The organism is Prauserella muralis (assembly GCF_003202285.1).
GTDB classification, from domain to species: Bacteria; Actinomycetota; Actinomycetes; order Mycobacteriales; family Pseudonocardiaceae; genus Prauserella_B; species Prauserella_B muralis.
In genome coordinates this window covers 1,132,932-1,155,492 of record NZ_MASW01000002.1, presented here as the reverse complement: position 1 = coordinate 1,155,492, position 22,561 = coordinate 1,132,932, and the positions used below count along the sequence as shown (strand labels likewise).

19 protein-coding genes are annotated in these 22,561 nt (G+C 70.8%); 7 read left to right on the top strand and 12 right to left on the bottom strand.

The features are described from left to right. Positions 1–3 precede the first annotated feature (3 nt). The 7 genes from BAY60_RS16625 to BAY60_RS16595 all read right to left on the bottom strand — a co-directional run bounded on the left by BAY60_RS16625 (position 4) and on the right by BAY60_RS16595 (position 9,132). Entirely contained in the window at positions 4–1,824 is a 1,821-nt protein-coding gene (locus BAY60_RS16625) for a PEP-utilizing enzyme (RefSeq protein WP_112281821.1), read from the bottom strand. Positions 1,825–1,850: 26 nt separating this feature from the next. Beyond that, complete coding sequence (locus tag BAY60_RS16620; protein WP_112282426.1) at positions 1,851–3,866, bottom strand: acetoacetate--CoA ligase; 2,016 nt, start codon at positions 3,864–3,866, stop codon at positions 1,851–1,853. Between the two features lie 49 nt (positions 3,867–3,915). Further along, positions 3,916–4,725 carry an IclR family transcriptional regulator gene (locus BAY60_RS16615; RefSeq protein WP_146771026.1) on the bottom strand — a complete coding sequence of 270 codons (810 nt, stop codon included), beginning with the start codon at positions 4,723–4,725 and terminating at the stop codon, positions 3,916–3,918. Between the two features lie 171 nt (positions 4,726–4,896). Next, entirely contained in the window at positions 4,897–5,934 is a 1,038-nt protein-coding gene (locus BAY60_RS16610; protein ID WP_112281819.1) for a LysR family transcriptional regulator, read from the bottom strand. A gap of 32 nt (positions 5,935–5,966) precedes the next feature. Beyond that, positions 5,967–7,097 (bottom strand): CaiB/BaiF CoA transferase family protein, encoded by a 1,131-nt coding sequence (locus BAY60_RS16605; protein WP_112281818.1) that lies wholly within the window; start codon positions 7,095–7,097, stop codon positions 5,967–5,969. Between the two features lie 8 nt (positions 7,098–7,105). After that, the gene (locus tag BAY60_RS16600) at positions 7,106–7,933 is read right to left on the bottom strand and encodes an enoyl-CoA hydratase/isomerase family protein (protein WP_112281817.1); all 828 of its coding nucleotides are present in this window, start codon (positions 7,931–7,933) and stop codon (positions 7,106–7,108) included. After that, positions 7,930–9,132 carry an acyl-CoA dehydrogenase family protein gene (locus BAY60_RS16595; protein ID WP_170160430.1) on the bottom strand — a complete coding sequence of 401 codons (1,203 nt, stop codon included), beginning with the start codon at positions 9,130–9,132 and terminating at the stop codon, positions 7,930–7,932. Before BAY60_RS16595 ends, BAY60_RS16600 begins: the two co-directional genes overlap by 4 nt. 229 nt (positions 9,133–9,361) lie before the next feature. Here BAY60_RS16595 and BAY60_RS16590 point away from each other — a divergent pair, with 229 nt between their 5' ends. From BAY60_RS16590 to BAY60_RS16565, 6 genes are all read left to right on the top strand, one after another. Then, on the top strand, positions 9,362–10,486 hold the full coding sequence (locus BAY60_RS16590; protein ID WP_112281815.1) for an acyl-CoA dehydrogenase family protein: 1,125 nt from the start codon (positions 9,362–9,364) through the stop codon (positions 10,484–10,486). Further along, positions 10,483–11,466: a tripartite tricarboxylate transporter substrate binding protein gene (locus tag BAY60_RS16585; protein ID WP_112281814.1), complete on the top strand. Its 984-nt coding sequence runs from the start codon at positions 10,483–10,485 to the stop codon at positions 11,464–11,466. Before BAY60_RS16590 ends, BAY60_RS16585 begins: the two co-directional genes overlap by 4 nt. A 5-nt stretch (positions 11,467–11,471) precedes the next feature. Further along, entirely contained in the window at positions 11,472–11,966 is a 495-nt protein-coding gene (locus BAY60_RS16580) for a tripartite tricarboxylate transporter TctB family protein (RefSeq protein WP_112281813.1), read from the top strand. A 37-nt stretch (positions 11,967–12,003) separates the two neighbouring features. Continuing rightward, the gene (locus BAY60_RS16575; protein ID WP_112281812.1) at positions 12,004–13,530 is read left to right on the top strand and encodes a tripartite tricarboxylate transporter permease; all 1,527 of its coding nucleotides are present in this window, start codon (positions 12,004–12,006) and stop codon (positions 13,528–13,530) included. 129 nt (positions 13,531–13,659) lie between these two features. Continuing rightward, positions 13,660–15,318: a carboxylesterase/lipase family protein gene (locus BAY60_RS16570; protein WP_112281811.1), complete on the top strand. Its 1,659-nt coding sequence runs from the start codon at positions 13,660–13,662 to the stop codon at positions 15,316–15,318. Positions 15,319–15,371: 53 nt separating this feature from the next. Then, entirely contained in the window at positions 15,372–16,049 is a 678-nt protein-coding gene (locus BAY60_RS16565; protein ID WP_112281810.1) for a TetR/AcrR family transcriptional regulator, read from the top strand. 22 nt (positions 16,050–16,071) lie between these two features. On the opposite strand, the gene BAY60_RS16560 is transcribed toward BAY60_RS16565, so the two are convergent. Genes BAY60_RS16560 through BAY60_RS16550 form a run of 3 tightly spaced genes read right to left on the bottom strand, consistent with a single transcriptional unit; the run spans position 16,072 to position 19,685 of the window. Beyond that, positions 16,072–17,718 (bottom strand): long-chain fatty acid--CoA ligase, encoded by a 1,647-nt coding sequence (locus BAY60_RS16560; protein WP_112281809.1) that lies wholly within the window; start codon positions 17,716–17,718, stop codon positions 16,072–16,074. Between the two features lie 43 nt (positions 17,719–17,761). Continuing rightward, entirely contained in the window at positions 17,762–18,655 is an 894-nt protein-coding gene (locus tag BAY60_RS16555) for an SMP-30/gluconolactonase/LRE family protein (RefSeq protein ID WP_112281808.1), read from the bottom strand. 43 nt (positions 18,656–18,698) lie between these two features. Beyond that, the gene (locus tag BAY60_RS16550; RefSeq protein ID WP_112281807.1) at positions 18,699–19,685 is read right to left on the bottom strand and encodes an LLM class flavin-dependent oxidoreductase; all 987 of its coding nucleotides are present in this window, start codon (positions 19,683–19,685) and stop codon (positions 18,699–18,701) included. A 186-nt stretch (positions 19,686–19,871) separates the two neighbouring features. Here BAY60_RS16550 and BAY60_RS16545 point away from each other — a divergent pair, with 186 nt between their 5' ends. Then, the gene (locus tag BAY60_RS16545) at positions 19,872–20,549 is read left to right on the top strand and encodes a TetR/AcrR family transcriptional regulator (RefSeq protein WP_112281806.1); all 678 of its coding nucleotides are present in this window, start codon (positions 19,872–19,874) and stop codon (positions 20,547–20,549) included. 14 nt (positions 20,550–20,563) lie between these two features. Here the strand turns inward: BAY60_RS16545 and BAY60_RS16540 are convergent, their stop codons facing one another. Together BAY60_RS16540 and BAY60_RS16535 are read right to left on the bottom strand one after the other, a co-directional pair. Further along, a complete protein-coding gene (locus BAY60_RS16540; RefSeq protein ID WP_112281805.1) occupies positions 20,564–20,968 on the bottom strand; it encodes a hypothetical protein in 405 nt (134 codons plus the stop codon). Between the two features lie 54 nt (positions 20,969–21,022). Next, a complete protein-coding gene (locus BAY60_RS16535; protein WP_112281804.1) occupies positions 21,023–22,507 on the bottom strand; it encodes a sodium:solute symporter family protein in 1,485 nt (494 codons plus the stop codon). Positions 22,508–22,561: the final 54 nt, after the last annotated feature.

The following is a 22,561-nucleotide window of genomic DNA, read 5'->3' as shown; positions in this document are numbered from 1 at the left end:
CTCTCAGCCGACGACCGTGACGATGCCACGGTCACCGTCGACGCGGACGCGGTCGCCGGTCTTGATGACGCTCGTGGCCTTGCCGGTACCGACGACGGCGGGCATGCCGTACTCGCGGGCGACGATCGCCGCGTGCGACATCGTGCCGCCGATGTCGGAGACGGCCGCGGCGATCTTGCCGAACACCGGGCCCCAACTGGGGGCGGTGACCGGACAGACGAGAATCTCGCCTTCGCGGATGCGGCCGATCTCGTTGACGTTCATCAGGACCCGGGCGGTGCCCTCCACGACGCCGGGCGAGGCCGCGTTCCCGCGAACGGTGTGTTCGTCGAGTTCCTGGTCGCCGAGCCAGGTCTCGATCGTCTCGTCGGTGACGCCCCAGAGCATCCGCACCGCGGGGTCGTTGAGCGCCTCGGGCACCGGGCCGAGCGCGGGCGGAGGTGACCACTGAGCCAGTGCGTCGACGATCTGCTTGCGGCGGGCGACGATCGGCTGCCAGTGCCGTGCGCCGAGCTCCCTCCCGCCGGAGGCCCAGGCGAGCATCACGTCGGCGAGCGCGTCCTCGACCTCGACGTGCCGGAGGTGGAAGACGTCGTCGGCCTGCTCGAGGACACCGCGCTCGGCGAGCAGCTGACCGAACGCGCGGATCTTCTGGAAGAAGCGGGTCGTGAACCAGTGCTCGCAGTAGAACTTGTGGGACTCGATGTAGGGAAACACCTGCCTGCAGAGTCCGAGCATCTGGTCGAAGGCTGCCTTCTCCTCCTCCGATTGCAGCAGGGCGCGGTACTCCGCGGCGATCCGGTCCCGCTCCTCGGCCAGCCGGCCGGTCGGCCTCCTGAGGTCCTCGCCGTTGGCGACCTGCTCGACGTAGCCGGACAGCGCCGAGAACGGCACGCTGAGGTCGTCGGCCCAGGACAGGTGGTGATGGTAGAAGCCGTCACCGACCGAGACGTTGAACCACGGGTTCTTCGCCGCCTCCAGCGCCTCCAGCCACCTCGCGCCCGCGTCACCGCGCTCACGCAGCGAGCTCAGCACGGTGCCCGGGTGGCCGCCCTCGGCGAACAGGTCCCCGAGGCCGAGTTCCACGGCCAAGGCCGCCAGCTTCTTGAGCTCGTCGTCCGGCCGGTACATCGTGACGTCCATGCCGGCGACCATGCGCGCCACGGTCTGGTCACCGATCTCCGGGAACGCCGTGGTGCAGAACTCGAAGAACACGACGTAGGCGCCGTACCCGAGCATCAGGAACTCGGTGTGGTGGTGCCACATCTTGGAGTAGAGGTCGATGCAGCGGTGGAAGTTCTCCCGCAGGAAGTGGTTCGAGGCGACGCCGCGAGCCTCGGTGATGACCGCGAGGTCCTCGAGCTCACCGAGCCGCGGGACCTCGATGGCCTCGATCTCGGCGATCAGCGCGTCGATCCGCTGCTGCCACTCGGCGTAGAGCCGGTCCCAGTGGGAGTAGTAGTGCCCCGCCCGCTCCTGGAAGTGCTCCAGCCGCTCGGCCTGTTCCGCCTCGTCGACGACAGGGTTCGCGGTGATGTAGACGCGGCCGTTGACGATCCGGTACTCGATGCCCATCGTCGTCGGGAACGAGAACAGCCGGGCGGTGTTCGCGCCGATCGCGGTGTACGGGATCTCGGAGGTGATGCTGTCGAACGCCGGGACCGCCTCGGGAAAGTGCATCGAGTTGTAGAACCAGAACCGATGGTCGTCCTCGGGCTGGAAGCGGCTGAAGTAGGGATACATCTCCTGCCAGCCCTCCGCGCCGGGGACCGTGGGAACCTGGGACGGCAGCGGGAACGATCGCTCGCCGGGTGGCTGGGACATCGTTGTCTCCTCTTCGTGCGGACGGATCAGGCGAGGGCAAAGTCCCGCTGGTGGCGGGCGTACTCGACGAAGTCGGCCAGCGCCCCGGGGTCGGCCATGGCGGCGGGGTCGGCGACCGAGCCGGCCTCGGCGCCCAGCAGGAGCCTGCGAACGGGCACCTCCATCTTCTTGCCACTGCGGGTCAGCGGGATCGTGCGCACGCCGATGATCCGATCGGGGACGTGTCGCGGCGAGTACTCCTCGCGCAGCCGCCTGCGCAGGCGCGCGCGCACCGTGTCGTCCAGTTCGGACCCGGGGGCGAGCTCGACGAACAGTGGCATGAAGAACCCTCCGTCCGGCAGGTCCAGATTGACCACCAGCGACGACGACACCGCCGGATCGTCCTCGACGACCCGGTAGATCTCGGCGGTGCCGATGCGGACGCCGTGCCGGTTGAGCACGGCATCGGAACGCGCGCGCACGAAGCAGCCACCCCGCTCGTTGATCTCCAGGACATCGCCGTGCCGCCAGACCCCCGGGAAGACGTCGAAGTAGCTGGCCCGGTACCGCTCACCGTCCTCGTCGCCCCAGAGGTACAGCGGCATGGAAGGCATTGGCCGGGTGACGACCAGCTCGCCGGGCTTGCCGATGACGGCGTTTCCCGCGTCGTCCCACGCCTCGGCGGCGACGCCGAGCGACCGGCCCTGGATCTCTCCCGCACGCACCGGCAGCGTGGGTACCCCTCCGACCAGACCGGTGCAGACGTCGGTTCCCCCGCTGCCGGTGGCGACCCACAGCTCGTCCTTGACGTTCTCGTAGAACCAGGCGGTGATCGCCGGCGAGACCGGGGAACCTGCCGGCATCACCGTCCGCAGGCTGGAGAGGTCGAAGCGTTCCCGGGGAACCACCCCGTTCTTGCGCATCAGTTCCACGAACGTGGGACTCGCACCGAACAGGCTCGCGCGGCTGTCCTGCGCGATCCGCCAGAGCTCGTCCACGCCGGGGTGCGTCGGGTTGCCGTCGTAGAGGACGGGAACGCTGCCGGACAGCAGGGTGCCGACCAGGAAGTTCCACATCATCCATCCCGTGGTGGTGAAGAAGAACGCCCGGTCGCCGGGGCGGAGGTCCGCGTGGAAGGCCTGTGTCTTGAGCTGCTCCAGCAGGATGCCGCCGTGGCCCTGCACGATCGGCTTGGGCAGGCCGGTGGTTCCCGAGGTGAACAGCACCCACAGCGGGTGGTCGAAGGGCACCTGCTCGCAGGCGAACTCGCCGGCGGCGACCGCGCGGGTGTCCACGACGTCGTTCCACGTCGTGCCGGGTACGTCGAGTCCCAGCACCGGCACCCGCACGATCTCGCGCAGCGTGGGCAGCCCCGCCACCAGGTCGGCCACCTCGCCGCGCCGGTCGAACTCCCGTCCGCCGTAGCGGTAGCCGTCGGCGGCGAACAGCACCCTCGGGCTGAGCTGGGCGAGCCGGTCGAGCGCGCCGCGCGCGCCGAAGTCCGGGGAGACGCATGCCCACACGGCACCGACGCAGGCAGTCGCGACCATCGCGACCATCGCCTCCGGCACGTTGGGCAGGTAGGCCACCACCCGGTCGCCTGGACCGACCCCCCTCGACCGCAGCTGGGTCGCCAGTGCTCGCACCTGGCCGGCGAAGTCCGTCCGCGACAGCTCGTGCACGGGCCCGGCTTCGGCGGCGTACACCAGGGCAGGCCCGTCCTGGTGTTCCCTGCGCAGGATGTGCTCGGCGAAGTTGAGGCGGGCGCCGGGAAACCACCGCGCGCCGGGCATCGCCGGCTCGGTCAGCACCGCCGTGTGCGGTGCCGAGGAGCGAATGTCGAAGAAGTCCCAGACCAGCTGCCAGAACTCGGCCGGCTCGGTGGTCGACCAGCGCCACAGCGCCGCGTAGTCGGCGAAGGTGCGGCCCGTGCGTTGCTCGGCGAAGCGGGTGAAGGCGGTGAGCGCCGTGCTCTCGGCGCGCTCGGGCGGCGGCGTCCACAGCAGGTCGCCCTCGTGGACCGGGCCCCGGCCTGCTCGCTGGTGCGTCACCGTGCTGGACATGCGCCAGATGGTCACCGAGCACGGGCCGCGGGACAACAAGACCCTTTCACTATCCGGAAGCGTTTCGCGATCCGTCCGCGCCGGAGGACGCGACGGCGAGCCCGCTGCGCAGGAAGTCGGCGCTGACGGAGGCCGACGCGGCACGCAGATGCGGCAGCGCGTCGGCGAGGCGGGGCGCCCGCAGGGGCGCCAGCAGGCCGAGCGCGGCCACGACGCCGTCGTGCCCGTGCACGGGTACGGCGAGTGACGACACCCCGAGCCGGTGCTCCTGCGCGCTGCGGGCCAGCCCGGTTCTGCGGATCTCGTCCAGCTGCCGGTGCAGCACGGCCGGGCTGGTGATGGTGTAGGCCGTGTGCGGGCTGAGCTCGCCCGCGACCCTGTCGATCAGCGCGGGGTCGGCATACGCCAGCAGGGCCTTGCCGACGGCGGTGCAGTACAGCGGAACGTCGTCGCCGGGGCTGTGCCGTGTCGGGACGGTCTTCGTGCCGGCCAGCCGCTCGATCACGAGCGCACGGGTACCTTCCAGCACCGCGAGATGCACCGTGTGGCCCGTGGTGACGACGACGTCCTGCAGATGGGGCAGGGCGAGCTCACGAAGCTCGGTGGGTGGCGCGAGCCGGCCCAGCCGCCACAACAGCGCCCCGATCTCGTAGCGGCCGTCCAGCCTGCGGACCAGCAGCCTGCTTTCCACCAGATCGGCGGCCAGCCGGTGCACGGTGGCCAGTGGCAGTCCACTGCGACGGGACAGCTGGGACAGGTTCAGGGCCCGATGCTCGGTGTCGAACGCGTTCAGTAGCGACGTCGCCCGGACCGTGACCGACCGACGACCGTCTCCGCCCGTCCCGCCCTCCTTGGCCACACCGCCCAGCGTAGCCGACCGACGGCGCCGGGCCCGGAGCACGACGGCGGGCGACGCCCAGCCCGCACCGCGCCATCCGGACGCGTGCGGGTTTCCGCTACACGGAAAGTGTGTGCCGAGTCGCGCACGCGGCGCGCCGCCGGCGGTCTGCAGGGGTCACCGTCCGCGGGCTCAGAGCGGGCTGAACCGGTCGCCGGTTTCCGGGTGGCCGGCCGGTTCACTCGGCCGCTCCCCCAGGCGCTGGTAGGCGGCCTCGATCACGTTGTCGGCTTCGACGGCGGCCTCCAGCAGGCTGCGCCCCTCATCGGTGCGCCGCGCGACGGCTCGCCGCCACCGCTCCAGGTTCTCCTTGCTGAGTTCCAGGAACTTGCGGGCCGGAACCGAGAGCGGCGTGGCAGGCATGATGGCGTAGATCGGCCGGAAGGTGAGCGGGTCGAGCAGGCGCAGGTTCGCTCCCCGCCGCCGCGCATCGAGGGCCTGGCGCATCGGCAGGAACGCGGCACCGGCTCCCGCGACGATCAGGGGAACCAGGCCCGCGGACTCGGAGACGTCGACGACCACGGCGGGCTCGACCCCGCTGGCGTCACGAATCGACTGCAGGTACGACCGCCCGAACCCCCGATCGATGATCATGGGCAGGCCGTCGAGCATCGCGATGGGGACCGGGTCGGGAAACTCGGTGCGCCAGCCGGGCGGCAGCGCCAGCACGACCTCCCCGTCACCGACGTGGATGCACTCGATCCCGTGCCGCGACACGGGCGTCACGGTGTAGGCGAGCTCGGCCTCCCCCGATCTGATCAGGCCGACGATGTCCTCGGTGTCGCCGTAGTGCTGCATCAGACGGACGGTGAGGCCCGGATGCTTGCGGCGGAAATGGCCCACCCACGCGGCCAGGAAGTTCGACGTCAGCGAGGCGGAGATCGCGAGGTCGACCCTGCCGCGCTCCAGCCCGCGGTACTCGTCGGCGACCTGGCGAGCGTGCTGGAGGTCGCGAATCACCTGCCGCGCCGGGCCGACGAGCGCCTCACCCGCTGGAGTGAGCACCAGCCCGCGCCCCACCCGGCGGAACAGCTCGACGCTGAGCTCCGCTTCCAGCCTGCGGATGATCTGCGACAGGGAAGGCTGGGCCAGGTAGAGGGCCGACGCGGCCCGGGTGATGCTGCCGTGATCGACGACGGCGAGGAAGCACTCCAGTTCGTGGACCTTCATCGTGTGATCCAAAGCCCGCCTCGCCTTGGCGGTCAAGGCTGGTGCCTCGGGAGGGTGCCGGTGTCCGCGCCCGCCTTTGGCACCGCCCGGTCCGGTGCGGGATCGACGCCGTCGAGCGTGAACGGCAGCGAAGGGATGGCGTAGCGCTCGCCGTCGGGGCTCACCCCGGTGGTCAGGATCCCGCTGGAGCGCGTGTCGGGCGCCGCGGCCACCTCCCGGTACGTGCGTACCGCCGCCGCGACGAGACCGCGCTCGCCCAGCGCGGCAAGGCACTCGTCGGTGCCGAGGGTGCCGAACGCCTCGGAGATCTCGGCCAGCAGGACGTCCCGGTTCGCCACCCGGGACGGGTTGTCGGCGAAGCGCGGGTCCTCGAGCATCCACGTCTTGCCCATGAGTTCACACAGCCGGGCGAAGTGCTCGGCGGTGTAGGCCGACAGCACGATGGCTCCGTCGGCGGTGTGGATCAGATCCGCCGCCGGGGCCACCGTCGCCTGACCGTTGCCCTTGCGCCGCGGCTCGTGGCCGGAGGCGTGCCACTCACCCCACATCGCGGACTGCATGTGGATCATCGCGTCAACCAGCGACACCTCCACGACACCGCCCCGGCCGGTGCGTTCCCGGCGCAGCAGCGCGGCGAGCACACCCTGCACGACCGCGTAGCTGGCGGCGACGTCGGCGATCGGGAACCCGACGCGCAGCGGGTCGCCGTCCTGCTCCCCGTTGATCGACATCAGGCCGCTTTCCGCCTGCGCGGCGATGTCCAGGCCCGCCCGCGAGGCCGAGGGTCCCTTGGAGCTGAATCCGCTGACCGAGACGTGGACGAGCCGGGGGTGTTCCGGCAGGAGATCCTCGGCACCGAGGCCGAGGCGGGCCAGCGTTCCGGCGCGGAGGTTCTGGACGACCACGTCCGCCTCGGCGATCAGCTGCCGCGCCGCGCGCTTGTCGTCGGCTCGCTTGAGGTCGAGCACGACCGACCTCTTGCCGCGGTTGAACGCCAGCACGATGCCCTCGCCGTACGCGCCGATGGTGCGGGCCTGGTCGCCGGCCGGAGGCTCGACCTTGACGACGTCGGCGCCGAGATCGGCCAGCAGCTGGGTCGCCGCCGGTGCCGCGATGTAGTGACCGAACTCGACGACCCGGACGCCCGCCAGTGGGGTGGTCATTCCCGCTCCTACTCTCCGGTGAACACCGGTCGGCGTTTCTCCACGAAGGCGCGTGCCGCCTGGCGCGCGTCGTCGCTGCGTGCGCAGTCCACCATGCGCGGCACCTCGCGTTGCAGGTAGTCGGCCAACGTGTACCGCCCGGCGTCGGCCAGGTTCTCCTTCGCGTACCGCATCGCCTTCGGCGCCTGGCCCGCGAGCTTGCCCGCCAGCTCGCCGACCCGGGCGGGCAGATCCGCCGCGACCTCGGTGACGAGCCCGGCATCCAGCGCCTCCGCCGCCGTCAGCTTGCGAGGGTCGAGCAGCAGCGTCCGCGCGCGGGCACTGCCGACCACGCGCGTGAGCAGCCAGGCGCTGCCCAGGTCGCCGGACACGCCCGCGCTCACGAACGCCGTGTTGAACACCGCCGCGGGGGCGGCGAGCCGGAAGTCGGTGGCCAGTGCCAGCGACAGCCCGGCACCGGCACAGGCACCGTCGACGGCGGCGATCGTCGGCATGGGAAATGACACGATCGACTCCACCACCGTCGACGCCACGGCCAGCCGCGCGCGGTCGTCGGCCACGGAGCGCCCTCGCAGCGTGCGCGTCTCCTGGTCCTGCGCGTGCCGCGAGCCGACCCTGGCCAGGTCGGCACCGACACAGAAGTCACCGCCCGCTCCGGTGAGGACGAGAACGCGCAGTCCCTCGGCGGCCCTGGCCCGCTCCAGAGCGGCGAGCAGGTCCTCGACGAGCTGCCACGAGATGGCGTTGCGGCGCTGCGGCCGGTTCAGGGTCACCGTGCCGACGTCGCCGCCGAGCGCGAACAGCGCGGTTCCGGAGCCGATCGCGGTGCCGCTCATCGGGGCAGCCCCAGCAGGTCACGCGCGACCAGCGTGCGCTGGATCTGGGCGGTGCCGCCCGCGATGCGCTGACCCCGCACCTGCAGGTGCCGCCAGCGCAGGTGGCCTGCCCGCTCGCCCGCGGGCGCCGAGCTGCGCTGGCCGTCCACACCCAGCACGTCGGCACCGAGGTCGGCGATCGCCAGGCGCGTCCGCGACCACAGCAGCTTGGTGACCGAGGCCTCGCTGCCCGGATCCTCGCCCCGGCCGAGCCGGGTCATCGTGTCGTAGGCGCGCACGCGCAGCAGTTCGAGATCGGCCCTGCAGCGGGCGATCCGCGCCCGGATCGACGGGTGCTCGATGGCGGGGCGACCATCCTTGGCCGTGCGGCGGGCCGCGGCGATCACGTCGTCCAGCTCGTGCAGGAACTCCACGTACTGGCCGATCGGCGAGGCCTGCCGTTCGACCGAGAGCAGGTACCTGGCCACCTCCCACCCTCCGTCGATCTCGCCGACCACGTTGCCCTCGATCGGTACGCGCACGGCGTCGAGGAACTCGTGCCCCAAATCGCACGATCCGGACAGCTGGCGGATCGGCCGCACCTCGACGCCGGGCAACGTCAGGTCGATCAGCAGGAACGTGATGCCGCGGTGGCGTGAGTCCGGCGGCCCGGTGCGCACCAGGGCGAACATCGCGTCGCCGTAGCGGGCCATGGAGGTCCAGATCTTCTGACCGGTGACCACCAGCGCGTCACCGTCGCGCACGGCGGTGGTCCTCAGGCCGGCGAGGTCGCTGCCGCTCTCCGGTTCGGAGAATCCCTGGCACCAGATCGTGTCACCGGAGAGGATGCCCGGCAGCCTGCGCTTCTGCTCGGCGGTCCCGTACCGCAGCAGCGTCGGCCCGAGCAGGGTCGTGCCGAGGTAGGTCAGGCCGAGGTAGGGACCGATCGGGGCCCGTGCTCGCGCCATCTCCTCGTCGTGCACCGCGCGCGTCTCGTGGCCCGCCCCGCGCCCGCCGAGCTCGACCGGCCAGTCGACCCCGGCGAACCCGTTGTCGAAGCGGTCCCGTTCCCACCGCCGCCGCAGGTCGAGCGACTCGGTGGTGCCGTCGCGCTCGAGCCAGAACCCGGGCACGCGCCACGCAGGGGGGACCGACTCGTCCAGCCAGCGCCGGATCTCCTTCCGGAACCGTTCGGCCTCCGGTGAGTAGCGCAGATCCATGCCGTGGTCACTCCCCTGCTGTGGGCTCCGGTCGTGGCGTCGCCGGCCACGCGACCCCATCCTCGGGAGACCCGACGTAGCACGTCAAAGAGCAAAATCGAACGCGACCCATTGTGTGGCGCAATACCTCACTCATTGCGTTACACAATGGATCGCTTTGAATTCACGTCTTTGACGTACTGAGTCGTGCGTTGTGGACTGTGTGACACCTCGACGGAGTGGACGGGTCATGGACTTTCGGCTCAGTGACGAGCAGCTCGCGATGGGCAGCGCTGTGCGGCAGTGGATGCAGCGCAGGGCGGACCTGACGGCCGGACGGGAGCACGCCGGTGCGCCGGCCGTGGACCCCGCGCTGTACCGGGCGGCGGCCGGCCTCGGCTGGCTGGGTGTGACCGCGCCGGAGGCGGCGGGGGGACTCGGCCTCGGCCTGCTCGACCTCAGTGTCGTCGCCGAGGCACTCGGCGCGACGCTGGCGCCCGCCGGTGTCGGGACGAGGATGGCCGCCGCCGACGTCCTCGCGCAGTCCGCGGACCCGGAACAACTCGGCCGCTGGCTCGCGCCGGTGGTCTCCGGCGACCTCGCCGCGGCGACGGCCCTGCGCGCCCCGGGCGGCGCGTGGGACCGCCGTGGCGTCGGCGTCACGGCCACGGCCGGTGGCGTGCTGGACGGCGACGCGGGACTGGCCGACCACGCCGCCGACGCGGGCATTCTCGTGGTCGCCGCCACCGCCGCCGACGGGGTGGGCCTGTATGTGGTGGAGACGGGCCATCCCGGTGTGTCGATCGACGCGGCCGACCCCGTCGACAGGACGCTGCGTTCGGCGAGGGTGCGCCTCGCGGGCGTGGCGGCGGAGCGGCTGCGCCACGCGGACGACGGGCTCTTCGAGCGGATCGTGCGGCGGCTGACCGTGCTGGTGTCCGCGGACCTCGTGGGCGCGGCGGGGACCGCGCTGCGGCTCACCGTCGACCATCTCCGGCAGCGCAGGCAGTTCGGGCGGGCGGTCGGCAGCTTCCAGGCCGTCCAGCACGAACTCGCGGAGCTGTATCTCGAGTGGACGATCCTCACGCACGCGGTGTGGTACGCCGCCCACAGCCAGGACGCGGGCCTGGACGATGCCGCGTTCATGACGTCCGTGGTGAAGAGCCGCGCCGCCGAGCTGGCTCTGCGGATGTCCGCGGCGACGGTCCAGTTCCACGGTGCCGCCGGCCTCGCCTGGGAGCACCGGGCGGGTCTGCTCTTCGCCCGGCTTCACCGGGACGCCTACGACTTCGGCGATGCCGACTGGCACGACCCGATCATCACGGCGGCCGCCATCGGGGCGGGCGCCACCTCGCACACGGGAGTTGCACCATGAGTATTCGTCAGGTCCGGATGCGCCGCCGTGCCGCGATGCCCGCGATCCTCGCGGCGGGTGTCCTCGCCGCGGCGGCCTGCGGCGGGCCGCCCGGTCAGGCGGCCTACCCGGCACGCGACGTCCAGATCGTCGTCCCCTACCCGGCGGGCAGCAGCATCGACACGACGACAAGGGCGCTGGCCGAGGTCATCAACGACCAGGGCAAGCTCGGCAAACGCGTCCAGGTGGTGAACAGGGAGGGCGGCGCCGGATCGGTCGGCACCACCGCCACACTCAACGCCAAGCCGGACGGCTACACCGTCGGCATCCTGCCGGACGGCCCCCTCACCCTGGTCCCCCACACCGAAGAGGTCTCGTACGATCCCCGCAACGTCTCGGTGCTCAGCGAGGTCACCATCTCGCCGGTGCTGTTCGTGGTGCCCGCGGACTCTCCGTACCGGGACCTGCGCGATCTGATCGACGCGGCGAAAGCCCGGCCCGGCTCGATCACGCTCGGCGAAGGCCCGCTGAACTACGCGGTGCCCGCCGAGAAGTTCGAGCAGCTGACGAACACCCGGTTCAGGCACGTGTCGTTCGACGGCGACCAGGCGACGACGACGGCACTGCTGGGCGAGAACCTCGACGTCGGCGTCATGCAACTGGCCGGCGCCTTCGCGCAGCTGGAGTCCGGCAAGGTCCGCGCGCTGGGGATCGCGTCCGCGGAGCGGATCGACCTCGCCCCGGACGTTCCCACGTTCGCCGAGCAGGGTGTCGACCTCGAGTGGGAGGCGTACAACGTCGTGGTCGCGCCGCCGGGGCTGCCCGACGCCATCAGCACGAAGCTGTCCGAGGTGTTCGCTTCGGCCGTCACGAGCGCGCCGTTCAGGCAGGCGGCGAAGAAGCTGGGACTGGTCGTGAGCGGCGCCGACGGTGCGGCGGCCGCGAAACGCCTTACCGACAAGTCCGCCGCGGCGGCGGATCTGCTGGCTCCGTCGAGGTGAGGACGATGAGCGTGGGGCGGATACGCGTCAACGCCGACCTGATCGCGGCCGCGACGCTGCTGGGGATGGGCCTGCTGTACGGCTTCCTGGCCCTGAACGAGGGGCTCGGCACGATGGCGGACACCGGCGCCGGCTTCTTCCCGTTCGTCGTGGCGCTCGTGCTCGTCGCCTCCAGCATCACCGTCGGAGTGCGCGACCGCCGCGCCGAGCCCGACTCCGGCGCACCCGCCGACGACGACGGGGAGGACTTCGCGGGCACCGTGCACTGGTGGCGGGTGGTCGGCGTCGTGCTCGTCGCCCTGCTCGTCCCGCTGTTCGGCACCACCGTCGGCATGATCGTGACGCTGTCGGTCTCACTCGTGCTGATCGCCAAGATCATGGGCCTGGCCCGGTGGAGCAGCGCGCTCATCCTCGGTGTCGCGTTCGGCGCCGCGACCTGGCTGATCTTCGTGCGCTGGCTGTACGTGCCGTTGCCCGCCGGGACGCTCGGGCTCGTCTGAGCGAGCGGCCGAGGAGCACCGACCGGAAAGGACAGACGTGCTCGACAACCTCTGGGCGGGTTTCGGCGCCTTCGCCGACCCGACGTTCCTGCTCCTCGCGGTGGCCGGGGTGGTGCTCGGCACGCTGGTCGGCGTGCTGCCCGGCATCGGGCCCATCGGCGCGATGTCGGTCCTGCTCGGGATGACCACGCAACTGGGGCCGGCGGGCTCGCTCATCCTGTTCGCCGGCATCTACTTCGGCTCCACCTACGGGGGCTCGACGACGTCGATCCTGCTCAACGTGCCCGGCGAGGCCTCCTCCGTGGTCACCGCTCTGGACGGGCACGCGATGACGAAGCGGGGCAGGGCGGGGCCCGCGCTGACGATCGCGGCGGTCTCGTCGTTCGTGGCCGGGACCGTGGCGATCTTCGGGCTCATGATGTTCGCTCCGTGGCTGAGCGGGGTGGCCGTCCTGCTGGGGCCGCCGGAGTACGCGGCGCTCTGCGTCGCCGGTCTGCTGCTGCTGGCGGCGCTGTCCAGCGGGTCCACCGCCAAGGCCGTCGTCATGATCTGCGCCGGGCTGGCGATCGGCACGGTGGGCATCGATCCGGCGGCCGGCGATCTGAGGTTCACGTTCGGTTCGGACGCGCTCGCGGAGGGGTTCAGCTTCATCGCGCTCGTCATGGGCGTCTTCGGCGTGGCGGAGGCGTTGACGCTGGCTGGCAGGCGGTGGCGACCGGAGCCCGTCCGGGCGCCGAGGCTGCGGGAGTTGCTGCCCTCGCGGCAGGAGTCGCGGGACGCGGCGCCCGCGGCGCTGCGCGGCTCGACGATCGGGTTCCTGCTCGGCTTGGTGCCGGGTCCGGCGGCGGTGCTGTCGACGTTCGCCTCCTACGTCACCGAACGCAAGATCTCGAAACGTCCCGAGAAGTTCGGCGCCGGGGCCGTGCAGGGAGTGGCGGGCCCGGAGGCGGCGAACAACGCCGCGGCCGGCGCGGCGTTCATCCCGTTGCTGGTGCTCGGCATCCCGTTCGCGCCGACCATGGCGCTCGTGCTCGCGGCGCTGCTGCTCAACGGCATCGTTCCCGGCCCGACGTTCGTCGACGACCAGCCGGAGCTGTTCTGGACCGTGATCGCCGCGATGTACATCGCGAACTTCATGCTGCTGGTGCTCAACCTGCCGCTGGTCGGCCTGTTCACCCGGCTGCTGGCCATCCCGCCGCAGGCGCTGATGCCCTTCGTGATCGGATTGTGCATCGTCGGCGTCTACGCCGAGGGCAACTCGATGTTCGACGTGGTGGTCATGCTCGTCGCGGGCCTGCTCGGGTTCCTGCTCCGCAGATCGGGCTTCAGCATGGCCCCGTTCGTGCTGGCGGTCGTCCTCCAGCCCACCCTGGAGGTCTCGCTGCGCCAGACCATGGCCTACTCCGCGGGCGACCCCGGCTATCTGCTGGGACGGCCCGTCGCGATGGCGATCCTCGCACTGGTGGTCGTGGCGATCGTGCTGTCCACGCGCCGGGCACTGGGCTCGCGACGGCGGGCGCGTCTCGCAGCCCGGCGCGAGGCTCGCGACGAGTCCCGTTCCTGACCGAGCACGGGGACACGGCCGGGCCTTGTCCCGGAACACCAGGTGTGCCACAGTCGATGGCACCGAGTGACACCTATTTGTCATTCAGTGCCACATAGTCGATCTCTCGGCGGCAAACAAGGAGTGAGCATGCGCAGCCGCTTCGTCACCATTCTGCTCGAGGTCGTTCTGCTGGCCGGCGTGCTGAGCGCGATCGCGCCCGCGCACGCACATGACGACCAGACCATCCGCAGCACCAGCCTCGGGCTCGTCCGGGGCGTCGACCAGAGCCGGTCCACCGGAACCCTCGCGTGGCTGGGCATCCCCTATGCCGAGCCGCCGACCGGGGAGCTGCGCTGGCGCGCCCCCGTACCACACCGGCCGTGGCAGGGAGTCCGTGACGCCCGCGAGTTCGGGGACGGGTGCATCCAAGAAGGACGGATGTTCAGCCCGGCACCGAGCGGGCCGCACTACGGGCTGGACATCCGCGACGGTCTCAAGAAGCCCGTCGGCGCGGAGGACTGCCTGACGCTCAACGTCTTCCGCCCGTCGACACGGGAGCGCGACCTGCCGGTCATCGTCTTCATCCACGGCGGAAGCAACATGGTCGGCTACTCCGCGGATCCCATGTACGACGGGCGAGCGCTGGCCCGCAAGGCCAACGCGGTCGTGGTCACGGTCAACTACCGGCTCGGCGTCTTCGGGTGGCTCGACCTGCCCGGGCTCAAGACCGGCGACCCGCACAACGACTCCGGCAACTTCGGCACGCTGGACCAGGTCGAGTCCCTGCGCTTCGTCAACCGGAACGCACGGGCCTTCGGCGGCGATCCTTCGAACGTCACCGTGATGGGCGAGTCGGCGGGCGCGGTCAACGTCTGGGCGCTCATGGTCTCCCCGCTGAGCAAGGGACTCATCGACAAGGCGATCCCGCTCAGCGGCGGCCTGCAGTTCTCGGCGCCGTCGGCGGCACGAACCTATGCCGAGGCCTTCGCCGACGAGGCGGCCGGCTCGGACGGCGACGCAGCCGACACCGTGCGCCGCCTCAGGTCGATGCCCGCCGAGGAGATCATCCGCGCCCAGGTCCGGCGTGGCGCGGCGGCGGGAGACCCGCCCAGGGTCATCGCGGACGGCGTGGTGCTGCCCGAGGACTACCATGCCGCCATCGCGGCGGGCGACTACCGCGACATCCCCGTGCTGGCCGGAAACACCCTGGAGGAGGGCAAGCTCTTCGGGTCGGCGATCGGGGCCTTCCGCCCGACCGACTACGAGCGCTTCACCGTGCAGTACCAGTTCGACCCCAACCGGCGCTCCCGGCTGACGGTGCGCGACTTCATCGTCGACCGCTACCTGCCTGCCACCCGGCCCGGCGGGTGGAACGACGCGGCAGACGAACTGACCGACAGCATCTTCACGGGCCTGATCCACGACTCGATGAACTCGGTGCGGGCCGCCGGAAGCGACAAGCTTTTCTACTACCAGTTCGGCTGGAACCAGCAACCCGCGCCGTTCGACACCGTCTACGGCGCCGTGCACGCCATCGACCTGCCGTTCCTCTTCCACACCTTCGACGACGGGTTCTTCTCGTTCTCGTTCAGCCACCGCAACGAACCCGGACGGCTGCGGCTGTCCGACCTGATGATCGACAGCGTGCGCACCTTCGTCCGTACCGGCACACCGCAGCACGCCGGACTCGGCGCGACGTGGGAGCAGTGGCCCCGTAGCATGATGTTCGACGCCGGGGACCGCAAGGCGACGGCCCGCCCGGGCTCGGTCGAACGGCAGGCACCCTCGGCGGCACACGGCGGATGACGAGCCGGCGCGATCGCCGCATCCGCTCCCCCGACGTCGGAGAGTGAGGGACCTTGGCTGTCGATCGGGCACTGGAGACCAAGTACCGCATCGCGGAGACGGCCATGGCGCTGTTTCTGGAGCGGGGCTACGACAGCGTCACCGTGGAGGCGGTCGCCGACGCGGCACAGGTGTCCCGGCGGACGGTGTTCCGCCACTTCGACGGCAAGGACGAGCTGGCCTTCCCCGACCACTCCGCGCGCCTGGACCTGCTGGCGCGCAACCTGGTGAGTCCGACCAGCGGCAGGCAGGCTGTGGACGTCGTCATCGCCGCCACCGAGGCGGTGATGCTCGACTTCCTCAGCCGGCCCGAGCTGGTTCTCCGGCGCTACAAGCTGACGCGGCTCGTGCCCGAGCTGCGCAGCCGCGAAGTCCTCGAGCACGAGCGTTACCTCGCCCTGACCACCGCCTACCTCCGCAGGCACCTGCCCGCGGACGGTCCGTCGTTCCTGCCGGTGGCCCTGGCCGCCCTGATCGACGCGATGCACCGCTCGGCGCTCGGGGACTTCGCGCGCAGCGACGGCACCGTGGACGCCTATGCCGAACTGAAGGACGGCATGGAGTGGATCCGGCGCATGCTGGCCACGGATCAGGACCAGCACAATCCCCTGCTCCTGGCCGTGCTGCCCGACACCGCCGCCGTGCGCCGGTCCCTGGCCGCGCTGCGCGACCAGGCGCGCGACCTGCTCTGACCGGCACCGGCCGGACGGGGCGTCAGTCGTGGTGCCCGACTCGGCGAACGTCGAGACCGTGCTCCTCGTAGCGTGCCCGCAGCCGCTTCTTGTCGAACTTGCCGACACTGGTCTTCGGGACCTCGTCCACGAAGGACCAGTTCTCGGGCAGCTGCCAGCGGGCGAGCGTGCCTGCCAGGAAGTCCCGTAGCTCCGCGGCGGTGACGGACTCGCCGTCCCTGAGCACCACGGCGACCAGCGGTCGCTCCTGCCATCGCTCGTCGGGCACCGCGATGGCGGCCGCCTCGGCGACCGCGGGGTGCGCCATGACGGCGTTCTCCAGCTCCACCGAGGAGATCCACTCGCCACCGGACTTGATGACGTCCTTCGTGCGATCGGTGAGGGTGAGGAAGCCGTCGGGCGAGATGCGGCCGACGTCGCCGGTTCGCAGCCAGCCGTCGTGGAAGCTCTCGGGTGCCGCGGCCGGACCCTGCGGGGTGTAGTACGCGCCCGCGATCCACGGCCCGGACACCTCCAGCTCACCGACGCTCGTGCCGTCCCACGGCACCTCGGCACCGTCGGCGTCGATCAGCCTGGCCCGCACGGAGGCCGGGAACCGGCCCTGCGTCATCCGGTAGGCCATCGCCTCGTCACCGGCCGCGGAGGCCGGGGGCCGGGCCACGCTGCCCAGCGGTGACATCTCGGTCATGCCCCAGGTGTGCAGGAGGGGCACCCCGTGGTTCTCCGAGAACGCCCGCATCAGCGACGGCGGGCATGCCGACCCGCCCACGACCGCTTCGCGCAGGTGCGAGATGTCCTGCGGGTGAGCCTCCAGGTGCTGGAGCAGGCCCTGCCAGATCGTCGGCACCGCCGCGGCGAACGTCGGCTTCTCCGCGGCGAGGATCTCCGCGATCGGGCCCGGCTGCAGGAAACGGTCGGGCAGGACCAGCGAGGCCCCGACCATCATCGCCGCATACGGCAGGCCCCACGCCATGGCGTGGAACATCGGCACGATCGCCAGTGCCGAGTCCTGCTGGGCCAGCCGCATGCCGTCGGTCATGCACAGCTGCATGGAGTGCAGCCAGATCGACCGGTGCGAGTACGCCACGCCCTTGGGTGCACCGGTCGTTCCCGACGTGTAGCACATCGCGGCCGCGCGCCGCTCGTCGACGACCGGCCAGCCGAACTCGCCAGGCTGCCCGCCGAGCAGGTCCTCGTACGAGTGCACCCGCACACCGGGGGGCACGTCCAGCGCCTCCGCCGCACCGTTGGCGACGAGCACGTGCCGCACCGTCTCCAGCAGCGGCAGCACCCGGTTGAACTGGGGCACCAGGTGACCGTCCACGATCACCACCCGGTCGGCGGCGTGGTTGACGACGAAGGCCACCTGCTCGGGCGACAGCCGGATGTTCAGCGTGTGGAGCACCGCGCCCATGGCGGGGACCGCCAGATACGCCTGGAGGTGCTCGCTGTTGTTCCACAGGAACGTGCCGACCCGCTCGTCGCGGGTCACCCCCAGTGCCCGCAAGGCGTGGGCGAGCTGGGCGGCACGGTGCCCGGTCGTGCGGTAGGTGTCGGCTCGTGATCCCGACCCCGTCCAGGTCGTCACGGTCCGGTCGCCGTGCACGGTGCTGCCGTGCCGCAGCAGCTGGGCGATCGACAGGTCGCTGTCCTGCATCGTGCTCAGCACGCTCGGGCTCCTCTACCTCCGGTCGTCGGCGGCCAGGACAGGGTCAGGGCCTGCCCGCGTGCGGCACCTCGACGCGGGTGGTCAGCAGGCGTGCCTCCCGGGCGTTCCTGCGCGCCTCCTCGTGGAAATCGGGTGCGGCGCACAGGAACAGGGTGCGGCCGTCGGCACCGCCGAGCATGCAGGCGAAGACACCGGTCCCGGTGGGAATCTCCTCGCTGATCTCGCCCCCTTCGTGCACCCGCAGGACCCGCCCGCCCACGGCATCGGCGATCCACAGTGAACCTTCGGCGTCGAGGCAGCACCCGTCGGCGGCGATCACGAGCTGGCGCAGCGCCACGTTGAGGTCCTTGTCCGTGGGCAGGGGGCCGAACTCGGCCCAGGTGCGGCGGTTGACGAGGGCACCGTCGTCGGCGATGTCGAACGCGGTCACGCGGTTGCCGAAGGTCTCGCAGACCAGGAGCACGCCATCGTCGGTGATCACGCTGCCGTTGGGAAACCAGAGCTCGTCCGCGACCGTGGTGACGGCGCCGTCGGGGTCGACACGCAGCAGGACGGCCGGCTCCACCGGCGCTCCGCCCATCAGGTCGAAGCCGAACTCGCCGACGAACGCCCTGCCGCGGGCGTCGACGACCATGTCGTTCGGGTGACCTTTGACCTTGCCGGACAGGTCGGCATGGGTCACCAGGGAACCGTCGGGCTCGCGGCGCAGCACCCTGGCGTCCCGCATCGAGACCACCAGGAGCCGGTTGTCCGGCAGCCAGCCCAGTCCGGACGGCTGCTGGGCGATGTCGGCCTCGACCCGGAGGTCGCCGCCGTCCTCGGCGGCCGAGTACACCCGGTAGGTGTAGAAGTCGGCGAACCAGATCCGCCCTTCGTGCCAGCGAGGACATTCCAGGTACGCGAGTCCTTCGATGGCGGTGCTGATGTCACGGCTCATGATCTCCCCATCGGACGATGTGCTGTGCGATGCCGGCGGTTCGTCAGGCGCAGGCCTCGAGGAACCGCTCCAGCTCGGCTTCGATGTCGGGGCCGCAGGGCTGGAAGACGATCTCGGTGACGCCGCGGGAACGGTAGTCGTCGATCCTGCGCCGGACCTGCTCGCGTGTCCCGCTCAGCGTGACGTTGCCGAGCGTGCTGCTTCCGCCCGCACGCCAGGCCGCCTCGTCCGCGGCGTTGAGCGCGACGCAGTGGCCGGAGTGGACGGCGAGGTGCCGGTGCTCCTGCGGCGAGGCCTCCACCACCTTGAGCCATTCCTGCCCTCCCGGAAGCGCCCGCACGGCGTCCGGCCCGCCGAACTCGTAGGCCCCGTGCAACGACAGGGCCCAGCCCGGACCGGCCGTCACGCGGGCGCGCTCCGAGCCGTGGTCCTCGCCGTCGTCGAGCACGGTGCCCCACTCGAGGTAGGCGACCCAGGAGTGCTCGGTCATGAACTCCGGTGGCTGCAACGTGGCGAACAGTCCGTCGGCGAGCTCCCGCGCGACCCTGTTGCCTTTCGGTCCCAGGGCGCCGACGAGGATCGGGACGTCGATCGGGCGTTGCGGGGCGTGACCGTCGGGGTGCAGCATGCGCATCTGCGCGCCTTCCCATTCCACGATCTCGCCACGCAGCAGACCCCGGTAGGCGCGGATGTAGGACTCCATGTAGGACCACCGGATGGCTCCGTAGCCCATGGCCCTGCGCCCCGTGAACCCGGTGCCGAACGCGACCGCCACGCGCCCCGGCGCGAGTGCGGCGAGTGTGGCCGTCGCGGCCGCGTTGACCATCGGATGGCGGAGGCTGGGGACCAGCACACCCGGGCCGAGCCCGATGCGCTCGGTGCGCTCGGCGGCGAGCGCCAGCGTCATCCACACGTCCGGGCTCTGCTGGGGGGTGTCGTAGACCCACGCGCGGTGATAGCCCAGCCGTTCGGCCAGCGCGATGTTGTCCGGGGAGTCCAGAGCGGTGGGAAAAGCGCAAGACACATCCATTGTGTCCTCCTCCCGATCGAGGCCGATCGCTCCTTCGCGTCCGCCTGGCCAGCGGAAATGACTAAGCGCATAGTCACCAAGCGGTCTGTGTGGCACAGTACACAGATCACCTTCGCGGAGCAAGACCAAACGGGGCGCCGCCGGTGCGTTACCCCTTTTCGGGGCGATGAATGGAAGGAGACGGCGATGGGCGCCAAGCATTCCCTGCTTCCCGAACTGGTGGACGACTCGCCTCAGCTGTGGGACGCCGGGTTCGGGGAGGTCGCCAGGAAGCTGCTGACGGCGGGAGTGCGGTGCTTCGCCAGGAACGGTTTCCACGCCACGACCACCCGGCACATCACCACGGCCGCGGGCCTGTCCCCCGCGGCGCTGTACGTGCATTTCACCTCGAAGGAAGAGGTGCTGTTCGAGATCACCCGTGCCGCGCACCGGAGTTCGCTCGCGGTGCTGCGTGAGACGCAGTCCGCCGGGGACCCGGCGGCCCACCTGAAGGCACTCGTCGCGCGGTTCGTCGCCTGGCACGCTCGCCACCACGTCGCGGGCCGCGTCAGCCAGTACGAGCTGTCCGCGCTGACGGCGCAGCACTACGAGGTGATCGTCGGGCTGCGCCAGCAGGCCACGGCGGTGTTCCACGACGCCGTCGTCCGGAGCGTCCACGAAGGAGCGTTCGGCACGGTCGACGCGCACCGCGTCGTGCGCGCCGTCCTCTCTCTGGGCGTCGACCTCGTCCGCTGGTACCGCCTCGACGGGCCGGACTCCCCCGAACAGCTCGGCGACTTCTACGCCGAGCTCGCCTGGGGGATGGTGACCACGGCGAGCTCTGTCGCCCGGCATCCGGCGCCGAACGGCACGTCGCCCGCATGACCGTCCACACGCGACTACGCTGCGGACTCGGGCTCGGCGTCCTCGACGTCGTGGCGGAGCCACGTGTGGTACACCCAGGCGTACAGCAGCGGCGCCGCCACGGTGGTGACGGGCCAGACCGCGTACAGGAACACCGCGGTGGCCGCGGGTAGCCCGCCGATCCAGCCGTCGGTGTGCAGCAGGACGTTTCCGGCCACGAACAATGCGAGCAGCACGCCGCCGAACGCGGCGACGCCGGCGAGAACCGGCGTGGACCAGGCGTCCCGCCTGTCGAGCGCGGCCATGAACAGAAACAGTGCCGTCAGCACCGGAATGGCGTAGTAGACGAGCTGCCAGTAGTCGAAGACCATGCCGACGACGGCGACGGCCGTGGCGACGAAACAGAGCAGGACCAGCCGGTCAACGCGATCGACACGCATACCCTCACCCTTCGATCGACTTCGGTTGCGATGTGTGCTCGGCGACGCGCGCGCCTACACCAGGTTCATGTCCTTGCCCTCGCGCGGCCGGTTCATGTCGGCGAACCGGTCGAACGACTCCCGTGACGGCACGGCGACCGACACGACGATGAAGACCACGATCCCGAGGCACGTGATGAGGCCGCCGGTCTGGATGTAGGCAGGCAGGGTGATCACTTCCTGAGCCGTGAGGATGGTCGCGGCCAGGTTCGACACGATGCCGAACGCGATGGCCACCGTGGTCGCCAGCGCCGTTCCGCGCCGCCAGTACAGCCCCAGGACGAGCGGCCCGAAGATGGCCGCCGCGAACGCCGCCCAGCCGATGGCTCCCAGCAGGAACACGACCTGCGACAGGTACAGGGCGAAGACCAGGGCACAGACGACGACGAAGACGCTCGCCAGCCGTGCCCACCGGACCTCGTTGCGCACCGTGATGCCCAGCGCGCTCGTCAGGTCCCGCATCAACGACGACGCCCCCACCGCGATGAACGAGTTGGCGCTCGACATGATGGCCGCGAGCAGGCCCGCGAGAACGAACCCTGCGAAGACCGGCGACACCATGTTGTCGAAGAACCAGGTCGTGGTGTTGTCGATGTTGGCGAGCTCGGGCGCCCGGCCCTCGATGGTGAGCGCCCGCATCGACAGGCCGACGCTGAGGGCGAACAGTGTCGTGATCCCGTAGGCGACCGAGGCGACCAGCGCTCCCCACTTCAGCTCCGACGACGAGCGCAACATCAGGAACTTGGTGATCAGCTGGGGCTGCGCCACGGTTCCCAGCACCGCCATGACGATGAACGTGTAGACGTAGGTCAGCGGCTGTGACGCGTCCAGGCGAAGGAAGTCGACGTCGTGGCTGGCGATCGTCTCGAGCATGGTGCTCCAGCCGCCGACCGTGCTGGTCGCCACGAAGAACGTCCCGATGGACATGACGACCATCAGCAGTCCCTGCAGGAAGTCGGTCCAGGCACCGGCCAGCATGCCGCCCGCGACGGTGTAGAGCGCGACCACGGCGGACCCGATGATGGCACCGGTGGTGACCGACGTGCCGAAGATGAGGCTCATGATGACGCCGGTCGCGGTGACCTGTGCGGTCATGTACGCCACCGAGCCCACGAACATGGCCACCGACATCGAAAGGTGCGCCGCCCGGCCGGGATACCTGATGCGGATGACGTCGGGGATGGAGTACACGTCGTACTTCCGCGCCAGCCGGTACAGCCGGGACCCGAGCAGGAACCACGAGACGGCGAAGGCCAACGGGACCAGGAACGCCGCCGCCACCACGGCCTGCACGCCCCAGGAGTAGGTGTTGGCCGTGTGGCCGATCATGCCGAATCCACTCTGGATCGACGAGAACGTGCCGATGGCCATCACGAAGAAGCCCAGCGTCTGGCCCGCGACCAGGAAGTCCCGTGACGACTTCATCCGGGACTTCGCCCAGTAGCCGACCGCGAACATGATGGCGAAGTAGACCAGCACGATGACGACGACAGGTGTCATGCTCAATCCCTTGCGACGGAGTACGAGAGACGAACGGCGGATCTGGCACGCCGC